General features: G+C 34.2%; 16 protein-coding genes. 12 read left to right on the top strand and 4 right to left on the bottom strand.

Features of this window, described 5'->3' with window-relative positions:
• Positions 1-58: 58 nt before the first annotated feature.
• From EQG68_RS12125 to EQG68_RS12100, 6 genes are all read left to right on the top strand, one after another.
• Positions 59-2026, top strand: coding sequence for a peptidylprolyl isomerase (locus EQG68_RS12125; RefSeq protein ID WP_164975451.1), 1968 nt, complete (start codon positions 59-61; stop codon positions 2024-2026).
• A complete protein-coding gene (locus EQG68_RS12120; RefSeq protein WP_129465153.1) occupies positions 2026-2877 on the top strand; it encodes a hypothetical protein in 852 nt (283 codons plus the stop codon). The genes EQG68_RS12125 and EQG68_RS12120 overlap by 1 nt, the downstream gene beginning before the upstream one ends.
• Positions 2861-4273, top strand: coding sequence for a peptidylprolyl isomerase (locus tag EQG68_RS12115; RefSeq protein WP_394343617.1), 1413 nt, complete (start codon positions 2861-2863; stop codon positions 4271-4273). Before EQG68_RS12120 ends, EQG68_RS12115 begins: the two co-directional genes overlap by 17 nt.
• A 37-nt stretch (positions 4274-4310) precedes the next feature.
• A complete protein-coding gene (locus tag EQG68_RS12110) occupies positions 4311-5264 on the top strand; it encodes an AAA family ATPase (RefSeq protein ID WP_129465151.1) in 954 nt (317 codons plus the stop codon).
• 18 nt (positions 5265-5282) lie between these two features.
• On the top strand, positions 5283-6404 hold the full coding sequence (locus EQG68_RS12105; RefSeq protein ID WP_129465150.1) for an acyltransferase family protein: 1122 nt from the start codon (positions 5283-5285) through the stop codon (positions 6402-6404).
• A 268-nt stretch (positions 6405-6672) separates the two neighbouring features.
• Positions 6673-9603 (top strand): CHAT domain-containing protein, encoded by a 2931-nt coding sequence (locus tag EQG68_RS12100; RefSeq protein ID WP_129465149.1) that lies wholly within the window; start codon positions 6673-6675, stop codon positions 9601-9603.
• Here the strand turns inward: EQG68_RS12100 and EQG68_RS12095 are convergent.
• A complete protein-coding gene (locus tag EQG68_RS12095) occupies positions 9571-10290 on the bottom strand; it encodes a tetratricopeptide repeat protein (RefSeq protein WP_129465148.1) in 720 nt (239 codons plus the stop codon). The two genes, EQG68_RS12100 and EQG68_RS12095, sit on opposite strands and share 33 nt — an antisense overlap.
• Positions 10287-10832 carry an RNA polymerase sigma factor gene (locus tag EQG68_RS12090; RefSeq protein ID WP_129465147.1) on the bottom strand — a complete coding sequence of 182 codons (546 nt, stop codon included), beginning with the start codon at positions 10830-10832 and terminating at the stop codon, positions 10287-10289. Before EQG68_RS12090 ends, EQG68_RS12095 begins: the two co-directional genes overlap by 4 nt.
• A 102-nt stretch (positions 10833-10934) precedes the next feature.
• Here EQG68_RS12090 and EQG68_RS12085 point away from each other — a divergent pair, with 102 nt between their 5' ends.
• The 3 genes from EQG68_RS12085 (at position 10935) to EQG68_RS12075 (ending at position 16477) form a co-directional block, all read left to right on the top strand.
• Positions 10935-11912, top strand: coding sequence for an OmpA family protein (locus EQG68_RS12085; RefSeq protein ID WP_129465146.1), 978 nt, complete (start codon positions 10935-10937; stop codon positions 11910-11912).
• A gap of 116 nt (positions 11913-12028) precedes the next feature.
• Positions 12029-14695 carry a tail fiber domain-containing protein gene (locus tag EQG68_RS12080; protein WP_129465145.1) on the top strand — a complete coding sequence of 889 codons (2667 nt, stop codon included), beginning with the start codon at positions 12029-12031 and terminating at the stop codon, positions 14693-14695.
• A 102-nt stretch (positions 14696-14797) separates the two neighbouring features.
• Entirely contained in the window at positions 14798-16477 is a 1680-nt protein-coding gene (locus EQG68_RS12075; protein WP_129465144.1) for a T9SS type A sorting domain-containing protein, read from the top strand.
• A 202-nt stretch (positions 16478-16679) separates the two neighbouring features.
• Here the strand turns inward: EQG68_RS12075 and EQG68_RS12070 are convergent, their stop codons facing one another.
• Positions 16680-17819 carry a hypothetical protein gene (locus EQG68_RS12070; protein ID WP_129465143.1) on the bottom strand — a complete coding sequence of 380 codons (1140 nt, stop codon included), beginning with the start codon at positions 17817-17819 and terminating at the stop codon, positions 16680-16682.
• A gap of 22 nt (positions 17820-17841) precedes the next feature.
• On the opposite strand from EQG68_RS12070, the gene EQG68_RS12065 reads away from it, so the two are divergent.
• The 3 genes from EQG68_RS12065 (at position 17842) to EQG68_RS12055 (ending at position 22579) form a co-directional block, all read left to right on the top strand.
• A complete protein-coding gene (locus EQG68_RS12065; RefSeq protein WP_129465142.1) occupies positions 17842-18987 on the top strand; it encodes an acyltransferase family protein in 1146 nt (381 codons plus the stop codon).
• Positions 18962-20086, top strand: a complete 1125-nt coding sequence (locus EQG68_RS12060) for an acyltransferase family protein (RefSeq protein WP_129465141.1) — start codon at positions 18962-18964, stop codon at positions 20084-20086. Before EQG68_RS12065 ends, EQG68_RS12060 begins: the two co-directional genes overlap by 26 nt.
• A gap of 225 nt (positions 20087-20311) precedes the next feature.
• Positions 20312-22579, top strand: a complete 2268-nt coding sequence (locus tag EQG68_RS12055) for an aconitate hydratase (RefSeq protein ID WP_129465140.1) — start codon at positions 20312-20314, stop codon at positions 22577-22579.
• 98 nt (positions 22580-22677) lie between these two features.
• Here the strand turns inward: EQG68_RS12055 and EQG68_RS12050 are convergent, their stop codons facing one another.
• On the bottom strand, positions 22678-23037 hold the full coding sequence (locus EQG68_RS12050) for a hypothetical protein (RefSeq protein ID WP_129465139.1): 360 nt from the start codon (positions 23035-23037) through the stop codon (positions 22678-22680).
• Between the last annotated feature and the right edge of the window lie 12 nt (positions 23038-23049).

Here is a 23049-nt window from a genome sequence, read left to right as displayed (position 1 = left end):
GTTGCTATAGGTGAAACTATGGCTCATTGGTATAAATCTTTAATTAATTTTTTTGAAAATGAATAAGAAACATTTTTGTCTGGGAATTTCACTTCTTTTTTCTGCTTTAGCATTTGCCCAAGCACCCAAAAAAGTACTCTTTACAGTTGATGAAAATCCTTATTATACGGATGAATTTGTTCGTGTTTACAACAAGAATTTGGATTTGGTCAAAGATGAATCTCAAAAAGACCTGGATCATTATTTAGAACTTTTTGTGGGTTATAAATTAAAAATCAACAAGGCCAATAAATTGGGTTTGCAAAATAATTCAAAATACCAAAACGAGTTAAAGTCGTATCGCACACAGCTTGCCAAAAATTATTTAACCGATTCTGAAGTAACCAAAGAATTATTAGAAGAAGGTTATGCCCGTTCATTAAAAGAAATCAGGGCTTCGCATATTTTGTTGACTTTAGATGAAAATGCTCAACCACAAGATACCTTGGCCGTTTACAATCAAATTGTAGAACTTCAAAAGCGAGCTGAGCAAGGAGAGGATTTTGGAACGTTGGCACAAAACTATTCTCAGGATCCGAGTGCGAAAGAAAACAAAGGAGATTTGGGTTATTTTTCTGCTTTTCGTATGGTTTATCCCTTTGAATCGGCGGCTTATCAAACAAAAGTTGGTGCGGTTTCAAAACCTGTTCGCACCCGCTTTGGGTATCATATCATCAAAGTTTCTGACATTCGTGACAACCGAGGAGATGTGACCGTTGCCCATATCATGTTGATGAATCCTGCTGACGGTAATGTTGAAGAAGCAGAAAAAAACAAAACTACTATACAAGAGATTTACAGTAAAATTCAACAAGGTGAAGAGTTTGAGGTTTTAGCCAAACAGTTTTCACAAGATAAATCTTCCTCCGGTAAAGGAGGGGTTTTAAATCGTTTTAGCTCAGGTCAGTTGAGTTCGGAAGAGTTTGAAACGGTTGCTTTTTCAATGCAAAAGCCGAATGAGATTTCTCAACCTTTTCAAACGCAATTCGGGTGGCACATTATGAAATTGATAGAAAAGCATCCGGTAAAGACATTTGAAGAGGCTAAGTCTGAGATGGAAAACAAAATTAGTCGTGATGAGCGTTCGCGAAAAATCACTGAATCTTTGAATGAAAAATTACGAGCTAAATATCCTGTCAAACGCGATGAAAAGTTGTATAGTAAAATCAAAAAAGCAGTAAACGATAAGTACTACACGTTAACATGGGAATTACCGGCTGATACAAAACCATTTGAAAGTGAATTCATTAGTTATGGAAACACGAAAAATACGGGGCTACAGTTTTTGAACTATCTTTTATCGCAACAAAAAAATCCTAACCAGCCCAAGCCCATTGCTAATTTGGTAGATTTTCATTATTCCAATTACCTTGATATTTTATTGAATCAATATTACAATGATAATTTAGAAAATGAGTTTCCTGAATTTGGTGCCGTTATGGAAGAATACCGTGATGGCTTATTGCTTTTTGATTTGATGGAAAAAGAAATTTGGGAAAAATCAAAAACTGACACCTTGGGATTGGAAGCCTTTTACAAAGCCAGTTCCGGGAAATATATGTGGAAAAAACGATATGATGTCATCATCATTTCCTCTACAAAAGAAGCTATTGCAAAAAAGGCACACAAACTCATGAAGCAAGGTAAAAAAGTAGATGAAATTAAAACCGCTTTAAATACTAATGGCGTTATTAATGTTATGGCTTCTAGTGGTGTTTTTGAAGAAGGAAATGAAGCTTTGCCTAAAACAATTGCCTATAAAAAAGGGTTGTCGGATGTGGTCAAAGAAGGGAACTATTATTATGTAGTTCAAACCAATGAAGTAAAAGAAGCCGGTCCGAAATTATTGGATGAATGCAAAGGAAGGGTAGTGAATGATTACCAACACTATTTAGAGGAAAATTGGGTTGCCAACTTGAAACAAGAATTCAAAGTGGTGGTTAATAAAGAGAATTTTGAAGAAGTCAAACGCCAAATGAAAAAATGATGAATAAACCAACGGTCATCATTCTGTTGTACTTTGTTTTTACTTCTTGTTCTTATTTTAAACCGGAAGAAAAGCCTGAAGCGGTTGCCAGAGTGGGCGAAAGTTATTTATATAAAAGCGATTTAGTGGATTTGGTTTCAGAGGGCACCTCGAAAGAAGACAGTATCACGATTGTTCGCAATTTTATTGATCGTTGGGCTACACAGAAATTGCTCATTAAAGCTGCAGAAATAAATATAGATAAAGAGCAACAGGAAGTTTTTGACAAGTTGATTCAACAATACAAGGTTGATTTATACACCAAAGCTTATTTAGAGGAAATTGTAAAGCGAGAAGTTGATACTCTCGTTTCAGAGAATGAAATTACAACCTATTACCAAGAAAACAGAGAAAATTTCAGAACAAACGGGACATTGATTCGCTTGCGATACATCAACCTGCCGAAAGATCATCCAAAGTTTGACCTGATTAAAAGTAAATTTTTTGATACTAAAAAAAGTGATCAAGCGTTTTGGGAAACTTATCAGTTACAATTTAAGAGTTCGGCTTTGAATGATTCCGTTTGGGTAGAAATGAATCAAATTTACAGAAAGTTGCCTTTTATTACCCCTGAAAACAGAGAAGAGTTTATAGTAGAAGGGAAGTCAATACAACAACCGGACTCCTTGACTGTATATTTTGTGAAAATCAGAAATGTAATTGATAAAAATGAAATAAGTCCGTTTGATTATGTAAAACCAACCATCAAGGAATTAATAATCAACAAAAGAAAACTAGATTTAATTAAAAAATTTGAGAAGGAAATCACCGATGATGCCATTAAAAACAACAAATATGAAATTTATCAATAAAACAGCAATAGCCTTACTTTTACTAGTCACTTTTGGGTTTTCCAGTGAAGCACAAGAAATAATTCCTGAAGATGCTCCGGTGAAAAAAGATAGTATTGAACCTTTCAAGCGAAAGAAAATCGATGGAATTATTGCAACGGTAGGCGAGTATATTATTTTGGACTCTGATATTGATATGGAATACATTGAACTTGCCAGTCAAGGAATTTCTACGGAAAATGTATCCCGTTGTGAATTGTTAGGCAAATTGATGGAAGATCGTTTGTATGCCCATCAAGCCTTGCAAGACAGTACGATTGTGGTAAAAGATTCTGAAATCAATAATATGATGGAAGAGCGTATTGCGTATATGTTGAGTCAAATCGGTTCGATGGAAAAAATGTTGAAATTTTACAACAAAAAGAGTGAGGAAGATTTTCGTTCCTTCTTTTTTGATGTATTAAAACAGAATAAGCTTTCTACAGAAATGCGAAACAAAGTGGTGGAGGAAGTTGAAATTACCCCGGAAGAAGTTCGTACTTTTTTCAAAAAAATACCAAAAGAGGATTTACCGACTTTTGGGGCGGAAATGGAAGTTTCTCAAATCGTTTTTGAGCCCAAAATATCACAGGAAGAAAAGCAGAAAGTAATTGATAAATTGAATGAAATACGAAATGATGTGTTGAATAACGGTGCAAGTTTTAAAACGAAAGCTGTTATTTTTACACAAGATAGAGCATCTGCTTCAACTGGTGGATTTTACAAAATGAACCGAAAAACACAGTTTGTCAAAGAGTTTAAAGAAGTAGCCTTTAGTTTAAATGAAGGAGAAATTTCCAAACCGTTTGAAACAGAATTTGGTTATCATATTATTTTAGTTGAAAAAATCAGAGGGCAAGAAGTTGATTTACGACACATTTTGTTAACACCCAAAGTGTCTGATGAAGCTTTAAAAGAAGCCAAAGAAAAAGCTCAATTGGTCCGTCAGCGAATCATGGATGGTGAATTGTCTTTTGCCGATGCTGCCCGGAGTATGTCTGATGAAAAAGAAACCCGAGCTAATGGGGGAATTTTGTTGAATCCAAAAACCATGGATTCTAAATTTGAATTAACCAAAATGGATCCGACATTATATGGTCAAGTTTCCAATTTAAAGGATAATGAAGTTTCTGTTCCCATTTTAGATGAAGATCAAAAAGGAATGAAAAAATACAAATTGTTAATGGTCACCAACCGTATCGACTCGCACATTGCCGATTATTCAACGGATTACATTAAAATTAAAGATTTGGCGTTAAAAGAAAAGCAATTTGAAGCTATCGGAAAATGGTCAAATGAAAAAATCATGGAAACGTATATTAAAATTAACGGAGAATACCGAAATTGCCAGTTTATGAATAACTGGATGAAAAAATAATCAATCCTATTTCTTAAATCTATATATCCTTCTCACTATGTCTGATGTAACAGCAATTCAAAATTTAGTTCAAAAAAGAAAAGATTTAAAGCAAGAAATTTCTAAAATCATTGTAGGTCAAGACTTGGTTGTTGATCAGATTTTGTTGAGTATTTTTTCCGGCGGTCATGCTCTGTTGGTGGGTGTGCCGGGTTTGGCCAAAACCTTGATGGTGAATACGATTGCTCAGGCTTTGGGATTGGATTTTAAACGCATTCAGTTTACACCCGATTTGATGCCTTCTGATATTTTGGGAAGTGAAATTTTAGATGAGAATAGAACATTCAAATTCATTAAAGGACCGATTTTTTCCAATATTATTTTAGCCGACGAGATTAACCGTACGCCACCCAAAACACAAGCCGCTCTTTTAGAAGCCATGCAGGAACGTGCGGTCACGATTGCCGGACACAATTATAAATTGAGTTTGCCTTATTTTGTATTGGCCACTCAAAACCCCATTGAGCAAGAAGGAACTTATCCGTTGCCGGAAGCTCAATTGGACCGTTTTATGTTTTCCATCAAATTGGATTATCCTTCGTTTGCTGAAGAAGTACAGGTTGTTAAAAGTACAACTTCCGATGATAAACCCGTTATCAATTCGTTGTTCTCTGCACAGGAAATTATTGATTTTCAACATTTGATTCGCCGTATTCCTGTGGCTGACAATGTGATTGAATATGCGGTAACGCTGGTAACTAAAACACGTCCGGACAGTCCTATTGCGACTGATTTTATCAAAAACTATATTGATTGGGGTGCCGGTCCAAGGGCTTCTCAAAACCTCATTTTGGCAGCCAAAGCTCATGCTGCTTTTAACGGAAAATTTTCACCGGATATTGAAGATGTGAAGGCTGTAGCCGAAGGAATCTTGCGTCACCGTGTCGTGAAAAACTACAAAGCGGATGCCGAAGGACTTTCCATCGAAAAAATCATCGAGCAGTTATATTAAATACCAAACCAATACTGGATGTTTGGACTACCTATTAACTTAGAAAAACGGATTCCGGGTTTAGATTTAGCTCGATCCATTGCTATTTTTTTAGTTGTCTTTTCGCATTCGTTATGGATTAGTGAAAATTATCCGCCCTTGGTGAAATGGTTGATGCATTTTACAGCGACCATTGGTGTAGAAATCTTTTTTGCCATTAGTGGTTTTTTAATTGGAAAGATCGTCTATCGCCTCATTCAAAAAGACGATTTTTCGTTTCAGGATGTCCGTGAATTTTGGAAACGCCGATGGTTTAGGACTCTACCGAATTACTACCTTGTATTACTCATTAACCTCCTTCTATGGTATTTAATTTACGGTCAACTACCTGAACGTATTGGGTTGTATTTTGTTTACCTGCAAAACTTTTTTTCGCATTCTCCCGATTTCTCGAGGATATCGTGGAGTTTATCGGTGGAGCAATTTTGTTATATTTTAGGTCCGGTTTTGCTGTATTTGTTTATCCGTTTCATTCCGTCCATTAATCGCAAAAAATTGTTTTTATGGGTCACTTGCGGCATTATTTGTGCTGTGCTACTCATTCGTTTTTGGTTTCACGAAACACATCAATTGGCTTCTATTTATGAATGGAATGAAAACCTCAGAAAAGTTTCTATGTATCGTTTGGATGCCATTTATTATGGTTTTTTGGCGTATTACCTTTATGTGAATTTCCCTATTTCGGCTAGTTTGACCAAGTTGCTTTTTGTGTTTGGGATTCTAGGCATATTCACTCTTCACTTATTTATTTTTTATTGGGGGATTTCTTTTGAAACGCATCCGGGCTTTTTCAATGTCTTTTATTTGTCGTTGAATTCTGTTTCTATTTGCAGTTTGATGCCGTATTTGTTTACGATTACCATTTCATCTACTCCGGTTTTAAAAGGGCTGACTTTACTCAGCGTTTTATCGTACAGCATTTATTTGTTGCATTACACCATCATTTTGCATAGTATGAAAGTATTGGTTCCTTCTGACCATTTGGAGGGAATTCCGTTATTACTTTATACCTTGGTGTATTGGTTAATCATACTTGTTTTTTCGTATTTGTTGTATCGTTTTTTTGAACGACCGATGACGGATTTGAGGGAGAGGAAGTAACTACTTTTTGCGTTAAAACTGTTTTTTATTCAAGTTTTAATGTATTTAGAATTTTTTATTTTTGTGTCACCGCTCTTTTATATTTAAAAGTAAAGTTTTCATTATTGAAAATGATTTATTCATTTGATGATATTTTCATTATGTTAATAATAGTTTGTAGTTGCTTTTTTTGGTTATAAATTATTATTTTTAGGCTATACAAAAGTATTTAAATGAATCGCAAAGCGTTTTTACTTCAAATTATGAATAATTAATTGTTTTACAATTTATGCAAAAAAGTAAGAGCTTCTTAAGTAGTTTATTCCTATTTTTTCAAATATTTCAACTATTCAGTCAGTCTAAAATATCAGAAACTACCGCTGATTCTTTACATTTTGTCAATCAGTATACCGAATCTATTCGAATAAGGAAATCGGTTATAGATCAAACTAAAGAATTTTCAGTTTTGGAGCGAAATAAGATAAAATTAAAGCTTTCAGAATATTATTTAACCCATACATGGCAAGAAGGATTAGCATTGCTAGAAAAGATGAAACTTCGTGTGGCAAACGATTCATTTCTATCCGATGATTATTTAATTGAGTTTTATGGAAATTATTATCATGCTATTGCTTATGCTGAACAAGATTGGGAAAAATCTTTAGAAGTTGCTAAAGAACTTTTAAATAAGATAGAAACTACTACTCTAAAAACTACGCTTGCAAAACAAACTGAAGTGGTTTATGATATTGCTTATGTTTACGGCGAATTAGCATTACCCTATGAAGCTATAAGCTATTATGAAAAAGCAAAAAAGCTATATGAACAGCAAGGATTAGCACTTACCAGCGAGATGGCATTGCTGTATAATAATTTAGGATTTGAATATTCAAGATTATCAAATTTTAAAAAATGCAATGACTATTATGTATTAGCTACCACTATTTGGGAAAAAAATGCATCCGAGAATGCCAATTACCTTACAACGGCTTACAACAATTTGATTTATAACTTTATTCCTTATGGCGAGATTAAAAAGGCCGAATTTTATTTAAATAAATTAAAAAAAGTAGCGAATCAATTGCCTACTACTGACGAAATTGCTATCCATAAAGTACGCCTTAGTATTTTGCTTAATGAACTTAAAATACAAACGTTTACGGATAATATTTCATGTGTTGCCACACACCAAAAACTTTTCAACTATTATAAGCATATCCCTAAGAATGACAACTTCATAAACTATCTATCCACTGCAAACAATGTTTTGTTAAATTTTTACATTCAAAATAAAAAAAATCAGCAAGCTGAAAAGTTAGCTTTTGAGACTGAACACTTTTTAAAAGAAAATAACTATACAGAGGGTTTATTGGTTTTATATTCACATATAGTGGTTTTAAAAAGGAATAAAAAGGAATACCGAAAAGCCCTTTATTATATCGATGAAGCATTGCAACTCGCTGGTCAAACCATCAAAGGTAATCATGCGGGCTTGTTGGTTAGCAAAGGTATTGTTTTAAAAGAAATGGGAATCTTAGCTGAGGCGGAAACCTATTATCAGCTTGCTCATAAAATTTTAGATGAAGAGAAGAGTGCCGATATAGAAACGCTATCCTATTCTACAGAAATAGCAAATTTTTATTTAAAAAAGTTTGAAAAGAATCAAGAGCCTGCCACTTTACAGAAGTCTTTTTTATTGTATGAAAATTGTGTCAAACAATTTAACTCAATTTACAAAAACGGATTATTTAATTCTAAATTAATTGATTATTTAGATCATGTTCAAGAAGGATTATTTCGTATAGCCCAATATGATTTTTCTAAACTAGAAACAGTTCTAAACGCAATTGAGCATACAAACTCTAAATATCTTTGGTCAAATTTTATTCGGAATAACACTTCTAAATCACTCTTGGAATTGGATGAAAACTATACGTTACTACAAAATTTAAACGCAGAAATTGTTCATTACAAATCGAACATTCAGAAAGAGAAAGAGAAAAAGCCGGCTAATTTGACTAAAATAAAAACGTTTGAAAACACTATTTTAGAATTGACCTCCCAAATCGAACAACTGCAGTTAAAACTTTTGAAATCCAACGCTAATTATTCCAGATTGTTTGAATCAAAGTACACTACATCAGATTTTATTTCTACTTTACAGGCCGATGAAACACTTATTAATTACTACCCAACTAAAGAAAACGTATATGTTGTGGTTTTAACTAAAGAGGGTGTAAAGCAGCTTACTAAAATTGAAAATAAAGAAAATTTATATCAAACTGTTGTAGCCTACAGAAATGCACTTTTAAGTAAAAAAGATTTAAAGCAATTAAATAAAGAATTGTATGATAAATTATTCAAAAATATTACACCACATTCAAATCAACTAACAATTGTATGCAAAGGTATTTTAAGTTTTTTGCCTTTTGAGACGTTGCAAGTAAACAATAAATTTCTGGTGGAACAATACGCAATTCACTATGCCTCTTCTTTAACATTATATGCTTTCCAGCGAGATATTTCTACTCAAAAAAAGTTTAAGTTAGCTGTTTTTCATCCCAATTATGAAAATACAACCTCATCAATTTTGCCTTTTGCAGAGCGAGAAGCCTTGTTTTTGAAAGAAAAGTTTAATGCCACTTATTTTTCTGATAATCGAGCAACAAAAACTAATTTTTTTAAAAACACCGGTTCCTATAGTATTTATCATTTGGCCATGCATGCACAGGTTAATAATGATAACGAAGATGAATCAAAGTTAATTTTTGGTTTAGAAAATCTTTATTTTTCTGATTTGTATGCTCAAAAGTTACCATTGGATTTATTGGTTTTAAGTGCTTGTGAAACAGGCTATGGTAAAAATATAGAAGGTGAAGGAATAATGAGTTTGTCTAGGGCTTTTACTTATAGTGGTGTAGCCGCTACTATTCATAGTTTATGGCAAATACCGGATAAACAGGGAGGTGAAATCATGCATTTTTTTTATGATTACCTTGCAGAAGGTTTTTCTAAAAGTGAAGCACTTCAACTTGCGAAACTTAAATTTTTAAAATCTGTTAAAGCGGAGGAATTAAAACATCCTTATTATTGGTCGGGATTTGTTTTAAGTGGCAATCCCAATGCGTTGGTTTCTGAAACAAATTATTTGTACTATTTATTTGTAGCAATTGTGCTTTTGGGTCTTTTATTTTTTTATTTTTTTAAGTTCAGAAAGTAATTCCTCGGCTTCTGTTTTTTTGAAGGATTGTTTATTGCTTAGTACTTCTAATGTGTTTTCAGCTTTTTTTAATTCGTTTGTTTTTAGGTAGCAAAGCGATTGATACCATCTTGCTTTTTCAAGGTAATTAGCAGTCCAATTTGTCGTTTCAAATAGTTTTAGAGCTTGATCATGTTGGTTTAATTCCATCAAGCAAATGGCTTTGTAAAATAGAATGTATTCTTCGTTAGACGATTCAAGAATTTTATCGAACTGATCATTTGCTTTTTTAAAATCATTTAAATCATAGGCCATAAAAGCTTGTTCAATAGTCGAATTTTTTTGATATGCATTTCGCGTATTTGAAATTTCGGTATTTGGATAAGGGTCATGGTATTTAGCATACAGGCTTTGTGTTGATTGATTTTGATTAGAAAAATAAAAGAGTAATGAAATAAAGGCCACAAAAATTGCAGCATAAGGAAAATACTTTCGTAATTGAAAAACCGGTTTAAAATTCTCTAGCTCAAATTGTTTAATTTCGTTTTTAATTTTCTGTCTCTCAGCAAGTAGTACAGCATTTTTTATTTCCAATTGAAATTCAACTTCTTTTTTGAATTCCGGGTCGTTTTTAAGATTTTCCTCCCATGTAACTTTTTCCTCAGCACTTAGTGTATTTTCAAAGTATTTTTCTATTAATTCATTCATTTTTTGTGATTTAAGGATTTTTTTAAATGGGAAATGCAACGTGATTTTTGGCTTTTTAACACATCTTTATTTTCATACCTTAAAATTTGTTGAATTTCTTCTAATTTTTTGTTTTCAAAATAGAACAGATTTAAAATTTTCCTGCATTGCTCACCCAGTGATTCATATGCTTTTTTCAGGGCTATTTCTCGTCCATTTAGCGATTCATCATTGGTTGAAAAATTTAATAATTCATCCTGATTAATTTCATCGATGTTGATTCCTTTATTTTTCTTTTGTGCATTTAAATAATTGTATATCATGAATTTCCCAATACCAATCAGGTACGTGTTTATACTGCTTTGTAAATCATCAATTTTATTTTTACGAGCGTTTTCAATCAATGCAACCATACTATCTTGGTAAATATCAAGAGCTACTTCTTCGGGTAACTGATACTGATTTGCAATCTTAAAAAAAGACAACTTATTTTCTAAATAGATCTTTTTCAGCAATTCGTTATCATGCTTTTTAATCCGTTCAACAATTAAATGTTTACTCATTAGTACTATGAATTCGTTTTTGTAAACTCAAAAAACAAAAATAATTAATTAAGGGTTTACTTTTTATCACATTCTATACTAAAGGTAAATAAAGAAACATTAATGAAACTAAATTTATTACTTCTCTTGTTTTTTGGAAATATATTATTTGCACAAGATATTGATAATGCACAAGATAACATATTGTTAACGCGTTATCCCGGTTCCAAAATTATTTACTATTTTCAAAAAGAATACAATGAATTAAAGTTTGCTATACAGTCAGCAAAACCTGAAAAAGAACCACAAAAATGGTTAGAAGTTTCGGGTCATCAAACTTCCATAGTTTATGAAATTCCTTTGGGTAAATCTACTGTTGAGGTAATGAAAAACTACCAAGATGCTTTTAAAGCTAGTAATGTTGAAATTTTGTTCCAATGCAAAGGTGGTGAGTGTGATGGTACAACCGCTTGGTATAGTGCAAAGTTTTTTGAAAAAGTGTATGGGAAAGACAATCGGCAAAGTAATGGGGAAATATCACATTATTTTGATTTCGGAACGTATCATGATGCACAACGTTATATGGTTGGAAAAATTACTACTGCAGACAAGATATATTTTGTTGAAGTTGGAATGACCCCCACTTATGATGGTAAACCTGTTAAAGTTTGCGTAGAAATTATTGAGCAAGACGATTTACAAAGTGGTTTGATTAGCATAAACGCAACTGTAATTAAAGACCAATTAGCCAAGGAAGGCAAAATTATTCTCGATGGAATTTTATTTGATACCGGTAAAGCAACCTTACAACAAAGTTCCTTTACAGTTATTGAGAAATTGGATGACTATTTAAAGAGTAATCCAAGTGCAAGCGTATATATTGTTGGGCATACCGATGATGTTGGATCGCTGGATACAAATCTTCAACTTTCTGCGGATAGAGCTATCAGTGTAGTCAATGCTTTGAAGGCTAATTACGGTGATTTTGGAACACGATTAACTCCTTTAGGCGTTGGTCCGGCAAGTCCGGTAGCTACAAATGAAACAGAGGCAGGCAGAATAAAAAACAGACGTGTGGAAATAGTTTTAAAAAAGAAATAAACAAAACTATTTGCATTTAAAATTTATAGTCTATGCCTAAAATAGAGTCCAAAAAAAAATTAATCTTTCACTTGTGTTTCAATCTAATTTACTAAAATCAATAAACTATTCCAGAAATGAAGAACGTATTTTTCAGCTTTTTAATAGGAGTTGTAGTAATTGCAAAAAGCCCTGCGCAAGTGGGAATTAATACAACAACGCCCGATCCTTCCTCCGTGCTTACTATAGAATCAACCGATAAAGGAATATTGATTCCAAGAGTTTCACTAATGAATGTAAACACTACTCAGTTGGATGGAATTAATACAGCGGCTAATGGATTATTAATTTATAATACCAATTCCTTAACTACAGGAGGAAGCGGTGTTGGTTTTTATGTGTTTAATGGTACAATTTGGGAAAAAATTACGACCACTTCTGATGGTGGAATTGATGCCGATTTTTTTGAAGAAGGAACCACAAACCCTCCAGATAACATTAATGACGATATTTATACCTTAGGCAATGTAGCTATTGGGAAAAATACTGCCAATTATCCTTTAGATATTGATGCTACTTCATTTAGAGGAATCAATTCAATTGTTAGGGGTACAGACAATACCCCACATTATGGAGTTTATAGTGAAATTGCTGCTACAGGTACGGGTGAACATTATGGGTTTTACAACCTTATGTCAGGGACAAGTAATGCCTCAAAATATGGCTTATATAATTTTATTACTAATAATGGTAGTGCACCACAATTTGGCGTTCGCAATCAAATAGTAAACGGAGGAATCGGCAATAAATATGGCACCTTTAATAGTATAGCTGCTTTTAACGCAAATGGTGTTTATGGTACTTATAATTTTATTGATGGTGGCTCTACGGGTGATCGATTTGGTACTTATAATCAGCTTACTAATTCGGGTAGTGGCAGACTATACGGAAGTTTTACAGTTTTAAGCGGGTCAGGTTCAGGAATTAAATTTGGAGATTACATTGCCATTGCCAACTCGGTACCCGGAACCCATTATGGGGTGTATAGCGATGTCAATAAAGCCGGTAGTTTTGCAGGATATTTTAGGGGTAATCTTGCTGTAGGCACAACTGATTATACCTCAGGCACTCCTAATTATTATATTTTTCCATCCAATCGCGGTACTAATGGCCAAGTCATGCAAACTGATGGTAGTGGTAATTTAAGTTGGGTAGATGCTTCAGGTCTAGGAGATAGCGATGCCGACTTTTTTGAAGAAGGTACCACCAACCCGCCAGACGATATTAATGATGATATTTATACTTTAGGAAATCTAGCCATTGGTAAAAACACCGCAGATTACCCTTTAGAAATCCAAACTTCCACGCTAAATAGAGGGTTAAACATAAATGTTGCTGGAACTGATAATGCTACTAAGTATGGTAACTATACAGCCATTTCAAATACTGGAGCCGGATTGCATTATGGTAATGTTATAGAATTAAATAGTGGTTCGGGTCAAAAATTTGGAAATCGAATACTAATTACCGGTACTGGTGGCTCCATAGGTACAGAAAATAACTTGAATACAACTGGGTTTTCAGGCACCACAGGTACTTTAAATGCTATAACGGGTGATGCAGGCCAATTATTTGGAACGTTTAATTTCATTAATGGAAGCGGTAATGGACAACACTACGGCGTAAGAAATCAAATATCAACAACTGGCGATGCCGATTTATATGGTACGTTAAATCAAATTAATTTTTCTTCCGGTTCAGGTGCAAAATATGGTAGTATAAACACGATTAACCAGGCATCTGGAGGCACACATTATGGTGTATTTAGCGAAGTTTTAAAAACGAATAGCTATGCGGGTTATTTCTTAGGAAATGTTTCCATAGGTACTACTACAACAAATAATTATATTTTACCACCTTCCAGAGGAACAAGTGGTCAATTCATGCAAACCGACGGGAGTGGTAATCTGAGTTGGGTTAGTTTGCCCACACAAACAAACGATTGGTCCATAACGGGAAATTCCGGAACTAATCCTGCTGTAAACTTTATAGGCACTACTGATAATGTAGCACTCTCTTTTCGAACTAATAATATCCAACGCTTACAGATTGATAATAATATAGTAAGAACTTATGGAGATTTTCAAATAAACGACCCCAGTAATACCACTCAAAGTGGACTTTTACAAAACGATGATAATTTTGTTCATGCCGTAGATACAAATATCGACTTTGGAGCCGGTGGAAATCACGTGATGCTCTCTAGTCAAGAAGGTGGCTCTGAAACAGGCGGGATACATCTGGATGGGAATTCTGTATCCATTTGGTCACCGGCAGACAATTTTAGAGCACTGCGAATTCTTGATGAAGACAACTGGAATGACAACAATGGAAACCCATATGACAACGGTGCTGAGCTAGCCTATATCGATAATACCGGACAATATGTTCAGGCATCAGATCAAAACAGAAAGCAAGACATCAAAAAAATAACGCAAGCTTTATCCAGTATTATTCAACTAAATGGTTACACATATGAGTATAAATTAAATACAGCGGAAATAGCTAAAAGAGAACAACCAAGGCGTACCTCCGGGGTGCTTGCACAAGAACTACAGAAAGTATTACCGGAAGCGGTTCAAGTTTCAGAAGATGGCGAGTATTTTGTACATTATGCCGGTATTACTCCACTTTTGATTGAAGCAATAAAAGAATTGAAACAGGAAAATGAAGTTTTAAAACAAAATCAAGACCTAATGCGTTTACAATTGTCTCGTATAGAATTGTTGCTTCAAGAAAAATAATATTTTTTGTTTTTGGGTTTACTTTTTAATTGGTTTTGTACCAATGTGTATAACGCATCCATTTTTATATTAAAAAGGAATTAAACAATTAAATCGTTAAAAATGAAAAAAAAGTACTCCGTTTTTATGGTATTTTTATTTTGCAGTGTGGTTACAGCTCAATACCAATTTACTCAAGTAGCCGAAATCAATCCGGGAAGCAACAGTGGAAGTCCGCGGCATTTTATGGAATACAATGGTGAATTGTATTTTAATGCATCGGTTAGCTTTCAGCAGAGGTTATATAAAACATCCGGAATAGGAGCTACTTTGGTATCCGATTTAAATGGGAATGGTGTAGGTTACGTTCCCAAACCATTATTTATTCTTAATAACAAACTCCTATTTCATGCTTCAACACAAGCACATGGCATGGAACTTTTTATTACCGATGGAACAGAAGTTGGAACTGAAATTTTATTAGATATTTATCCAGGACCAAATGGTTCAAGTGTATCTGATAATCCTGATTTTTATGCAGAATTAAATGGCGAATTATACTTTTGGGCGAGAGAGACATCTGGTCCTTTTTCCCTTTGGAAAACCAATGGTACTACTACCGGCACTGTAAAAGTAGTAGACCCTTCTTTTGCCGGTGGTGGAACTCCTATGGTAATTTATAATGATAAAATATATTTTTTAGCCTATAGTGCAACTGGACAAAATCCTGAATTGTATGTCACTGACGGAACACCTACAGGTACAGGTTTGTTTTTAGAAATCAATCCTTCAACAGCGGCTAACTTGGCTGCAGGTTCTAGTCCTAATGATTTATTTGTGTATGATGGCTATTTGTTTTTTTCGGCTGATGATGGAACCAATGGAAGGGAACTCTGGAGAACAGATGGAACTACTTTCGGCACAACAATGGTAGCTGATATTTTTCCTAATAATTTGAATCCCTCTTTTGGAAAAGGAAGTAATCCAGATTATTTTATTGAATTTAATAATGAATTGTATTTTGTAGCAAGAGGATATGATACAGGTTTAAATCAAATAACTGGTAATGAATTGTATAAATACACAATTGCTAATGGTTGGAATAGAGTAAAAGATTTTTATTCAGGAAATCTTAATAGTGGAATTGGCACTAGTAATCCATTTTTTATCATGAATAATGAGCTGTTTATCATTGCTCAAGATGGTACTCATGGAGCGAATAATTTTGAACTCTGGAAAACGGATGGCACTGAATCGGGCACTATTAAAACTGTAAATAGCTCAGCACTAAACAACATAAGTTTAGAATCTTTTATTGAAAATAAGGATTATGCAATACTAAATAATAAATTATATTTTCAGCATAATTCTCAACAAATTTGGGTAACCGACGGAACAAATGCTACTACTCAACAATTGACGAATACCGGTGAAATAGATGTGCCTATAGGCGTAACAGTTTTTCAACCTGTTGTTTTTAATGACGAAATTTATTTCGATGGGAATTATCCCTCTCAAGGAGTTGAACTTTGGAAAATTACGGATACAAATTTATCGTTAGAAAACTTTTTGACAAGTAATGAAATTACAATTTACCCAAATCCTACTAACGGAAAGATTATTTTGAATACAGATTTAATTTATTTTAAAATACGAGTATTTGATGGCTTAGGTAATGTGGTGTTAATGGTTAATAATCAAAATGAAATAAATTTAGAAAACTGTCAGTCAGGGCTTTATTTTATTGAAATAAGTGATGAATTTTCTACCTATCAAGAAACCATCAAAGTACTAAAGTTTTAATTCGTTGTAATGAACTCAAATCGTAATAATATAATTGATTTTAAAAATGATAGTTAATTTTAATTATTAAACAAGAATATGTAAAAAAGTACGATTTTATTTTTAATATCGTACTTTCTTTTTATTTATCGAACTACATCGTTTATAAAATCTATAGTCATGTTTGTTTAATAATTTGCCTTAATTCAATATAAAAAATAGTTTAATAAACTTTAGCATTCACTATCGCCTCCATTTCTTTATCATAAAAAAACAAAAACATGCTTCCCATCATGTCTTGGTTTTCTTTTGAGGTATTGTTTACGTCTAATACAATTTCATATTCCTGGTTTTCATACAGCCAAATTCCTTCTTTGGAAGAAAAATTTTCGATGTTTGTAAGACCAATACTGTTTTGGTGATTGGTGACATTGCTGACAAAAACCGGCTTTTGTGTTGTTTTATTGAACAACATTATTCGTGTGGCAAACGGATGCACGTGAATGGCCGCCGCATGTAACCGCAAACTGTCCTTGATTTCCAGTTGCTGATTGATGTTGCTTCGGTAGGTGTTTTTTCCGGTTGGAATCACCCAATGGCCGGATAATTTATTACCGCTACCGTCGTCATAACTGTGGTTTTTGGTTTCCACCGGAATGCAAAAATCGGCACCGGGATCGGTGGGACTTTTATAGGGATCATGTTTGTCGTAGGGCAACATGATAAAAGCCGTTTTGCTCATTAACGGTTTGATGTTTTTATCTTCTTGATAAGTGATGGAAACCTTATGTTTTACTTTGTAATAGGCTTTTTTTATGTTGTGATTCAAGGTTTGTGTAGTTACATAAAGAAAATCATTTCCTTTGATTGGTACTCCGTACCCTTCCGGAAATTCAAACGTTTCCATGCCATGTGAAAGCGAAGTCAGCCTCGGATATTGCTTGCCAATTCGGTCTTCCAATCCAAAGGTGGAATAATATTTCGAATCATTCATATCCACATTCATGTGACAAATAAAATCATTCGACATCTTTTCACCGGTTTTAGCCTCTTGAGCCACCACTTTAAATCCGGTAATCCATAACAAAGTGGAATCTTGCGATAACATGACATAATTAGACGCTTTTGGTCCTTCCATTGATTTGTAAATGCCATCCACAATAAAAGTAGGCGATAGCATTTTGTATTCCTTGGAATGGTTTTCCACTTTCCAATCGTTATCTACTAAACCGGTTTTGTGTAAGAATGTAGTTTTTACGATTGTTTTATGACGGGTAGATAATTGAGCATACCATATCAATCCTCCTACAATCGAGAGAAGAAGTAGCAGTGCTAAAATTTTATATATCTTTGTTCTTCGCATTTCCGCAAATTTAACTATTTCTATGATTGATAATCAAATTGTTGCGTCGAAAAGAATTTTCGGATTAGATTTTCTCAGGTCATTGTCCATTTTGTTGGTGCTTTTCTCCCATATTTCGTGGATTTATCAATCCGAGGGATTAGTTGGAAAAATGCAGGATTTCTCGGGGTTAATTGGTATAGAATTGTTTTTAATGTTGAGCGGTTATTTGGTGGGAAGCATTATTTTAAAACAATTTTTAACCCAACCATACACGATTAAAGAAGTCGGTAACTTTGTAAAAAGGCGATTATTCCGAATTTTGCCAAGTTATTATCTTATATTGGTGATCAATCTACTCATTGCCATTTATATTGGATTTTCCTTTGCTGATTGGTGGAAGTATTTTTTATTTGTTCAAAATTTTACTACGCCAATTCCTTCTTTATTTCCTGAATCTTGGAGTTTACCGATTAAAGAATTAAGTTATGTTGCGGTAGTAATCATTCTTTTTGCCTTTGCAAAACAAATCCGTTTGGACTTTAGAAAAACTTTTTTTTTGATGGTAGTCTATGGTTTGTTGGTGCTTTCCTTTCTTTTAAAAGTTATTTATCATATTGAGAATCCGGAATTTTCATTGACAAAATGGACAGCTGAAGTTCGTTCCGTCGTAATTTACAGAGTAGATTCGGTGATGTTTGGTATTTTGTTTGGTTATTATTATGCTACATATAAAGGATTTTTTCAACTGAAAAGTAGCATGTTTTTCGGGGTGGGAATTTTATTGATGCTGTTTTTTATTCTATTGCTTTTGTTCTTTAATTTGAATACTATCGCCTGGTTTTGGAATATTATTGCACTTCCTTTTATTTCTTTGATTGTTTTGTGTTTTTTACCGATGCTCCTTTCGTGGCATAAAGCATCCAAAAAGTTCGGTCATCTCGTAACCTTTTTGTGTAATTTGTCTTATTCGGTTTATTTGATTCATTATAGTGTCGTCCTTTTTTTGATGAAATATTTTATTGATACCACTTCTTTTTCACTCTTGGAATTACATATCTTTACATTTGTTTATCTATTGATTACCTTTACTTTAGGTTACTTTTTTTATACTTATTTTGAAAAACCAATCAATGCTTTCAGAGTATCCAATTTTAAATTAAATGGAAAAAAATTCTTCACACGGTAGACTATTCGGATTAGATTTTCTGCGAACTATAGCCATTTTAATGGTTTTGTTTGGTCATTGCTTGTCAATTTATCCGCCCAGTCAAAGTTTGCTTGCTCAAGTTGGGATTTTTTGTGGTTTTTTTGGTGTTGAGGTCTTTTTTGTTTTGAGTGGTTTTTTGTTGGGAAGCACTATTTATCGAATGTATGTTGAAAATGAATTTTCGGTCAATTCAATTCTAACTTTTTTTAGGAGAAGAGCTTTTCGTGTGTTGCCCACCTATTATTTGGTATTGCTTATAAATTTAATCATTAGCTTTATCATTGGGTATGCTGTTTTGGATGGATGGAAGTATTTTTTCTTTCTTCAAAATTTCAGTAATACGATGCTGCCCTTTTTTCCGGAGTCTTGGTCCATTCCGATAGGCGTATTTGCCTTTTTATTGTTTCCCATCGCTCTTTTGATGAAATCGAAGATTGTCAAGCCTACGCACCCCTCGTTGTTCTTTTTAGTTGTAGTTTTAGGATTGACTATATTTTTTGTTTTCACCAAAGTTTATTATGCTTTAACCACGCCAAACACCACTTTAAATGAGTGGAATTTAGATTTAAAAGCGGTTGTTGTTTATCGTTTAGATGCTGTTTTTATGGGTGTTTTAGCGGCTTGGGCTTCTTTAAATCTGCCCATTTTATGGAAAAAAATACAATTCCTTTTTGCTTTTTTGGGGATGCTTTTATTTGGCTTTCTATTTGTGGGTGTTGGCTTTTTTCAATTCACTATTGAATCGTATCCCAACTTTTGGAATGTGTTCTATTTGCCGCTTACTTCTTTGATGGTCGTTTTTTTTCTTCCTCTTTTAACGCAATGGAAATTAACCAAATTCAATTTACTTCGAAAACCGATTATTTTTATCAGTGGTATTTCCTATGCTCTTTACCTGCTTCATTACAGTGTTATTCTTCAGTTGGGTCAATTTTATTTTCCAACCAATCAGCTTTCGCAGAATCAATTGCACCTCTTTACAATTTGTTATTTAGTAACTACTGTATTATTGGCTACATTGTGGTTTGAATTGATTGAAAAACCAATTCGTACTTTTCGTTTAGCTAAAAACCACTGATTTAGAACACTTTTTTACTATCGATTTTACGATATTACTAATATAGGTTTCTAATATTGCCAAATTTGTATTTTAACGGCATAATATTGCTTTTTATTGAAAATAATATCTAAAAAATAGAATTTCTGTAAAAAATGATTTCCAAAAGATATATTTCACTAATAATTTTACAATGTTCTAACGTTTTCGTAAATTCGCACCACAAACAAATAACACTTATTTATTATGGCATTTGATATAGAAATGATTGAAAAGGTCTATGCTACACTTGGCGAGCGTGTGGAAAAAGCACGCCAGTTAGTGGGAAGACCTCTTACTTTATCAGAAAAGATTTTATATTCACATTTATGGGAAGGAACGCCAACCCAAGCCTTTACCCGAGGAAAAGACTATGTTGATTTTGCACCGGATAGAGTAGCTTGTCAAGATGCTACGGCACAAATGGCATTGTTGCAGTTTATGCATGCCGGAAAAAGCAAAGTAGCGGTACCCACTACAGTTCATTGTGATCACTTGATTCAAGCCAAAGTGGATGCCAAAACTGATTTGGCTCGTGCGAAACAACAAAGTAATGAAGTGTTTGATTTTCTTTCTTCTGTATCTGATAAATACGGCATTGGATTTTGGAAACCGGGAGCCGGAATTATTCACCAAGTAGTCCTAGAAAATTATGCTTTTCCGGGAGGAATGATGATAGGAACTGATTCACACACTGTAAATGCAGGTGGATTAGGCATGTTAGCCATTGGAGTAGGTGGTGCAGATGCGGTGGATGTCATGTCAGGAATGGCCTGGGAATTGAAATTTCCAAAACTCATCGGAATTAAATTAACCGGAAAATTATCGGGTTGGACTGCACCGAAAGATGTCATTTTAAAAGTGGCCGGTATACTTACCGTAAAAGGTGGAACCGGAGCTATTGTAGAATATTTTGGAGAAGGGGCTACGGCGATGTCTTGTACCGGAAAAGGAACCATTTGTAATATGGGAGCAGAGATTGGTGCAACCACCTCCACTTTTGGTTATGACGCTTCGATGGATCGTTATTTGCGTTCCACCGGAAGACCGGATGTGGCGGATGCTGCGAACAAAGTGGCTCAACATTTAACGGCTGACCCAGAAGTGTACGCCAACCCGGAGCAGTATTTTGATCAAGTTATTGAAATCAATTTATCGGAATTAGAGCCTCATTTAAACGGGCCTTTTACACCGGATTTAGCTACACCAATTTCGAAAATGAAAGAGGAAGCTATTAAAAACGATTGGCCTTTAAAAATTGAAGTTGGTTTGATAGGTTCTTGTACCAACTCTTCCTACGAAGATATTGCTCGTGCGGCTTCCCTAGCCAAACAAGTGGCTGATAAAAATCTAAAAACGAAAGCTCAATTTACCATTACACCGGGTTCTGAAACTGTGCGTTATACGATTGAGCGTGATGGATTTATTGATACATTCGATAAAATCGGAGCTACTGTATTTGCTAATGCGTGCGGACCTTGTATCGGTATGTGGGATAGGGAAGGAGCAGAGAAAGAAGAACGCAACACAATTGTACATTCTTTCAACCGTAACTTTTCAAAACGTGCCGATGGAAACCCAAACACCTTAGCTTTTGTGGGTTCACCTGAATTGGTTACTGCTTTGGCTATAGCCGGCGATTTAGGATTTAATCCGCTTACTGATACTTTAATTAATGAAGACGGACAAGAAGTAAGACTTGACGAACCCACCGGAAACGAATTACCACCTAAAGGTTTTGATGCAGAAGATCCGGGTTATCAAGCACCGGCTGAAGATGGTTCAAAAGTTCAGGTTGTGGTTAGTCCGACTTCGGAACGTTTACAATTATTGGAACCGTTTTCACCTTGGGACAGAAAAAATATTATGGGTGCTAAATTATTAATCAAAGCTTTCGGAAAATGTACAACCGACCACATTTCAATGGCAGGTCCCTGGTTGCGTTTCCGTGGACATTTGGATAATATTTCAAATAATATGTTGATTGGAGCAGTGAATGCCTTTAATCAAAAAACCAATTCGGTGAAGAATCAATTGACCGGTGCATATGATGCTGTTCCTGCGGTGCAAAGAGCCTATAAAGCGGCCGGAGTTCCTTCTATTGTAGTGGGCGATCACAATTATGGCGAAGGTTCATCCAGAGAACATGCGGCTATGGAGCCACGTTTCTTGGGTGTGAAAGCGGTTTTGGTAAAATCATTTGCCCGTATTCACGAAACGAATTTGAAAAAACAAGGTATGTTGGCCTTAACCTTTGCGAATGAAGCCGATTATGATAAAATCCAAGAAGATGACACGATTAATTTTGTGGATTTAGTGAGTTTTACACCGGGTAAACCCTTAACATTAGAATTTGTTCATGCTGACGGAAGTAAAGATGTGATTATGGCGAATCACTCGTATAACGAAAGCCAAATTGGCTGGTTCGTTGCGGGTTCTGCATTAAACTTAATTGCTGCTGCGGGAAAAGCTTAAGCTTTTTTAAAAACTATATTGAATAAAAAACTCCTGAATTTCAGGAGTTTTTTTTATGATTAGGCTTTTTATAAATTAAAACTTAGTTGGATTTTTCATTACTTACCATATTTCTCCACCACACCATTATGCCAAAAAACTTTGTCATAATAAAATTCTAAAGAGGTTAGGTTACCTTTTTTCTTGATAAGACATTTTCCAAGAACGTTGGCTTTATTTCCAATTACAGTTAAAAGAGCGTTGTGTACTACTTTTTTCTCTTTGAATAACTCATAAAGTTTGTTTGCAATATCTTGACGAATATCCATTTTAGCATTGAATGTGCTAATGATAACCGTTTCTGATTTTGATTTGGCAATTAATTCCATGCCGTTTTGGCCATGCCGATAGGTTAGAATCGTCTCTTGCGAATAAGCAAGCTGAGTGCTGATGAGCACTAAGAATAGTAGGTATTTCATGAGATTTTGGGT

The organism is Flavobacterium piscinae (assembly GCF_004122145.1).
Classification (GTDB): domain Bacteria; phylum Bacteroidota; class Bacteroidia; order Flavobacteriales; family Flavobacteriaceae; genus Flavobacterium; species Flavobacterium piscinae.
The sequence above is the reverse complement of the archived record's forward strand: the minus strand, read 5'-3'. Positions and strand labels throughout refer to the sequence as shown.

What these genes read in the sequence shown, in the direction of transcription:
- EQG68_RS12125 (WP_164975451.1), top strand. Translation starts at nt 59, where the DNA reads ATGAATAAGAAACATTTTTGTCTGGGAATTTCACTTCTTTTTTCTGCT.
- EQG68_RS12120 (WP_129465153.1), top strand. Translation starts at nt 2,026, where the DNA reads ATGAATAAACCAACGGTCATCATTCTGTTGTACTTTGTTTTTACTTCT.
- EQG68_RS12115 (WP_394343617.1), top strand. Translation starts at nt 2,861, where the DNA reads ATGAAATTTATCAATAAAACAGCAATAGCCTTACTTTTACTAGTCACT.
- EQG68_RS12110 (WP_129465151.1), top strand. Translation starts at nt 4,311, where the DNA reads ATGTCTGATGTAACAGCAATTCAAAATTTAGTTCAAAAAAGAAAAGAT.
- EQG68_RS12105 (WP_129465150.1), top strand. Translation starts at nt 5,283, where the DNA reads ATGTTTGGACTACCTATTAACTTAGAAAAACGGATTCCGGGTTTAGAT.
- EQG68_RS12100 (WP_129465149.1), top strand. Translation starts at nt 6,673, where the DNA reads ATGCAAAAAAGTAAGAGCTTCTTAAGTAGTTTATTCCTATTTTTTCAA.
- EQG68_RS12095 (WP_129465148.1), bottom strand. Translation starts at nt 10,290, where the DNA reads ATGAATGAATTAATAGAAAAATACTTTGAAAATACACTAAGTGCTGAG.
- EQG68_RS12090 (WP_129465147.1), bottom strand. Translation starts at nt 10,832, where the DNA reads ATGAGTAAACATTTAATTGTTGAACGGATTAAAAAGCATGATAACGAA.
- EQG68_RS12085 (WP_129465146.1), top strand. Translation starts at nt 10,935, where the DNA reads ATGAAACTAAATTTATTACTTCTCTTGTTTTTTGGAAATATATTATTT.
- EQG68_RS12080 (WP_129465145.1), top strand. Translation starts at nt 12,029, where the DNA reads ATGAAGAACGTATTTTTCAGCTTTTTAATAGGAGTTGTAGTAATTGCA.
- EQG68_RS12075 (WP_129465144.1), top strand. Translation starts at nt 14,798, where the DNA reads ATGAAAAAAAAGTACTCCGTTTTTATGGTATTTTTATTTTGCAGTGTG.
- EQG68_RS12070 (WP_129465143.1), bottom strand. Translation starts at nt 17,819, where the DNA reads ATGCGAAGAACAAAGATATATAAAATTTTAGCACTGCTACTTCTTCTC.
- EQG68_RS12065 (WP_129465142.1), top strand. Translation starts at nt 17,842, where the DNA reads ATGATTGATAATCAAATTGTTGCGTCGAAAAGAATTTTCGGATTAGAT.
- EQG68_RS12060 (WP_129465141.1), top strand. Translation starts at nt 18,962, where the DNA reads ATGGAAAAAAATTCTTCACACGGTAGACTATTCGGATTAGATTTTCTG.
- EQG68_RS12055 (WP_129465140.1), top strand. Translation starts at nt 20,312, where the DNA reads ATGGCATTTGATATAGAAATGATTGAAAAGGTCTATGCTACACTTGGC.
- EQG68_RS12050 (WP_129465139.1), bottom strand. Translation starts at nt 23,037, where the DNA reads ATGAAATACCTACTATTCTTAGTGCTCATCAGCACTCAGCTTGCTTAT.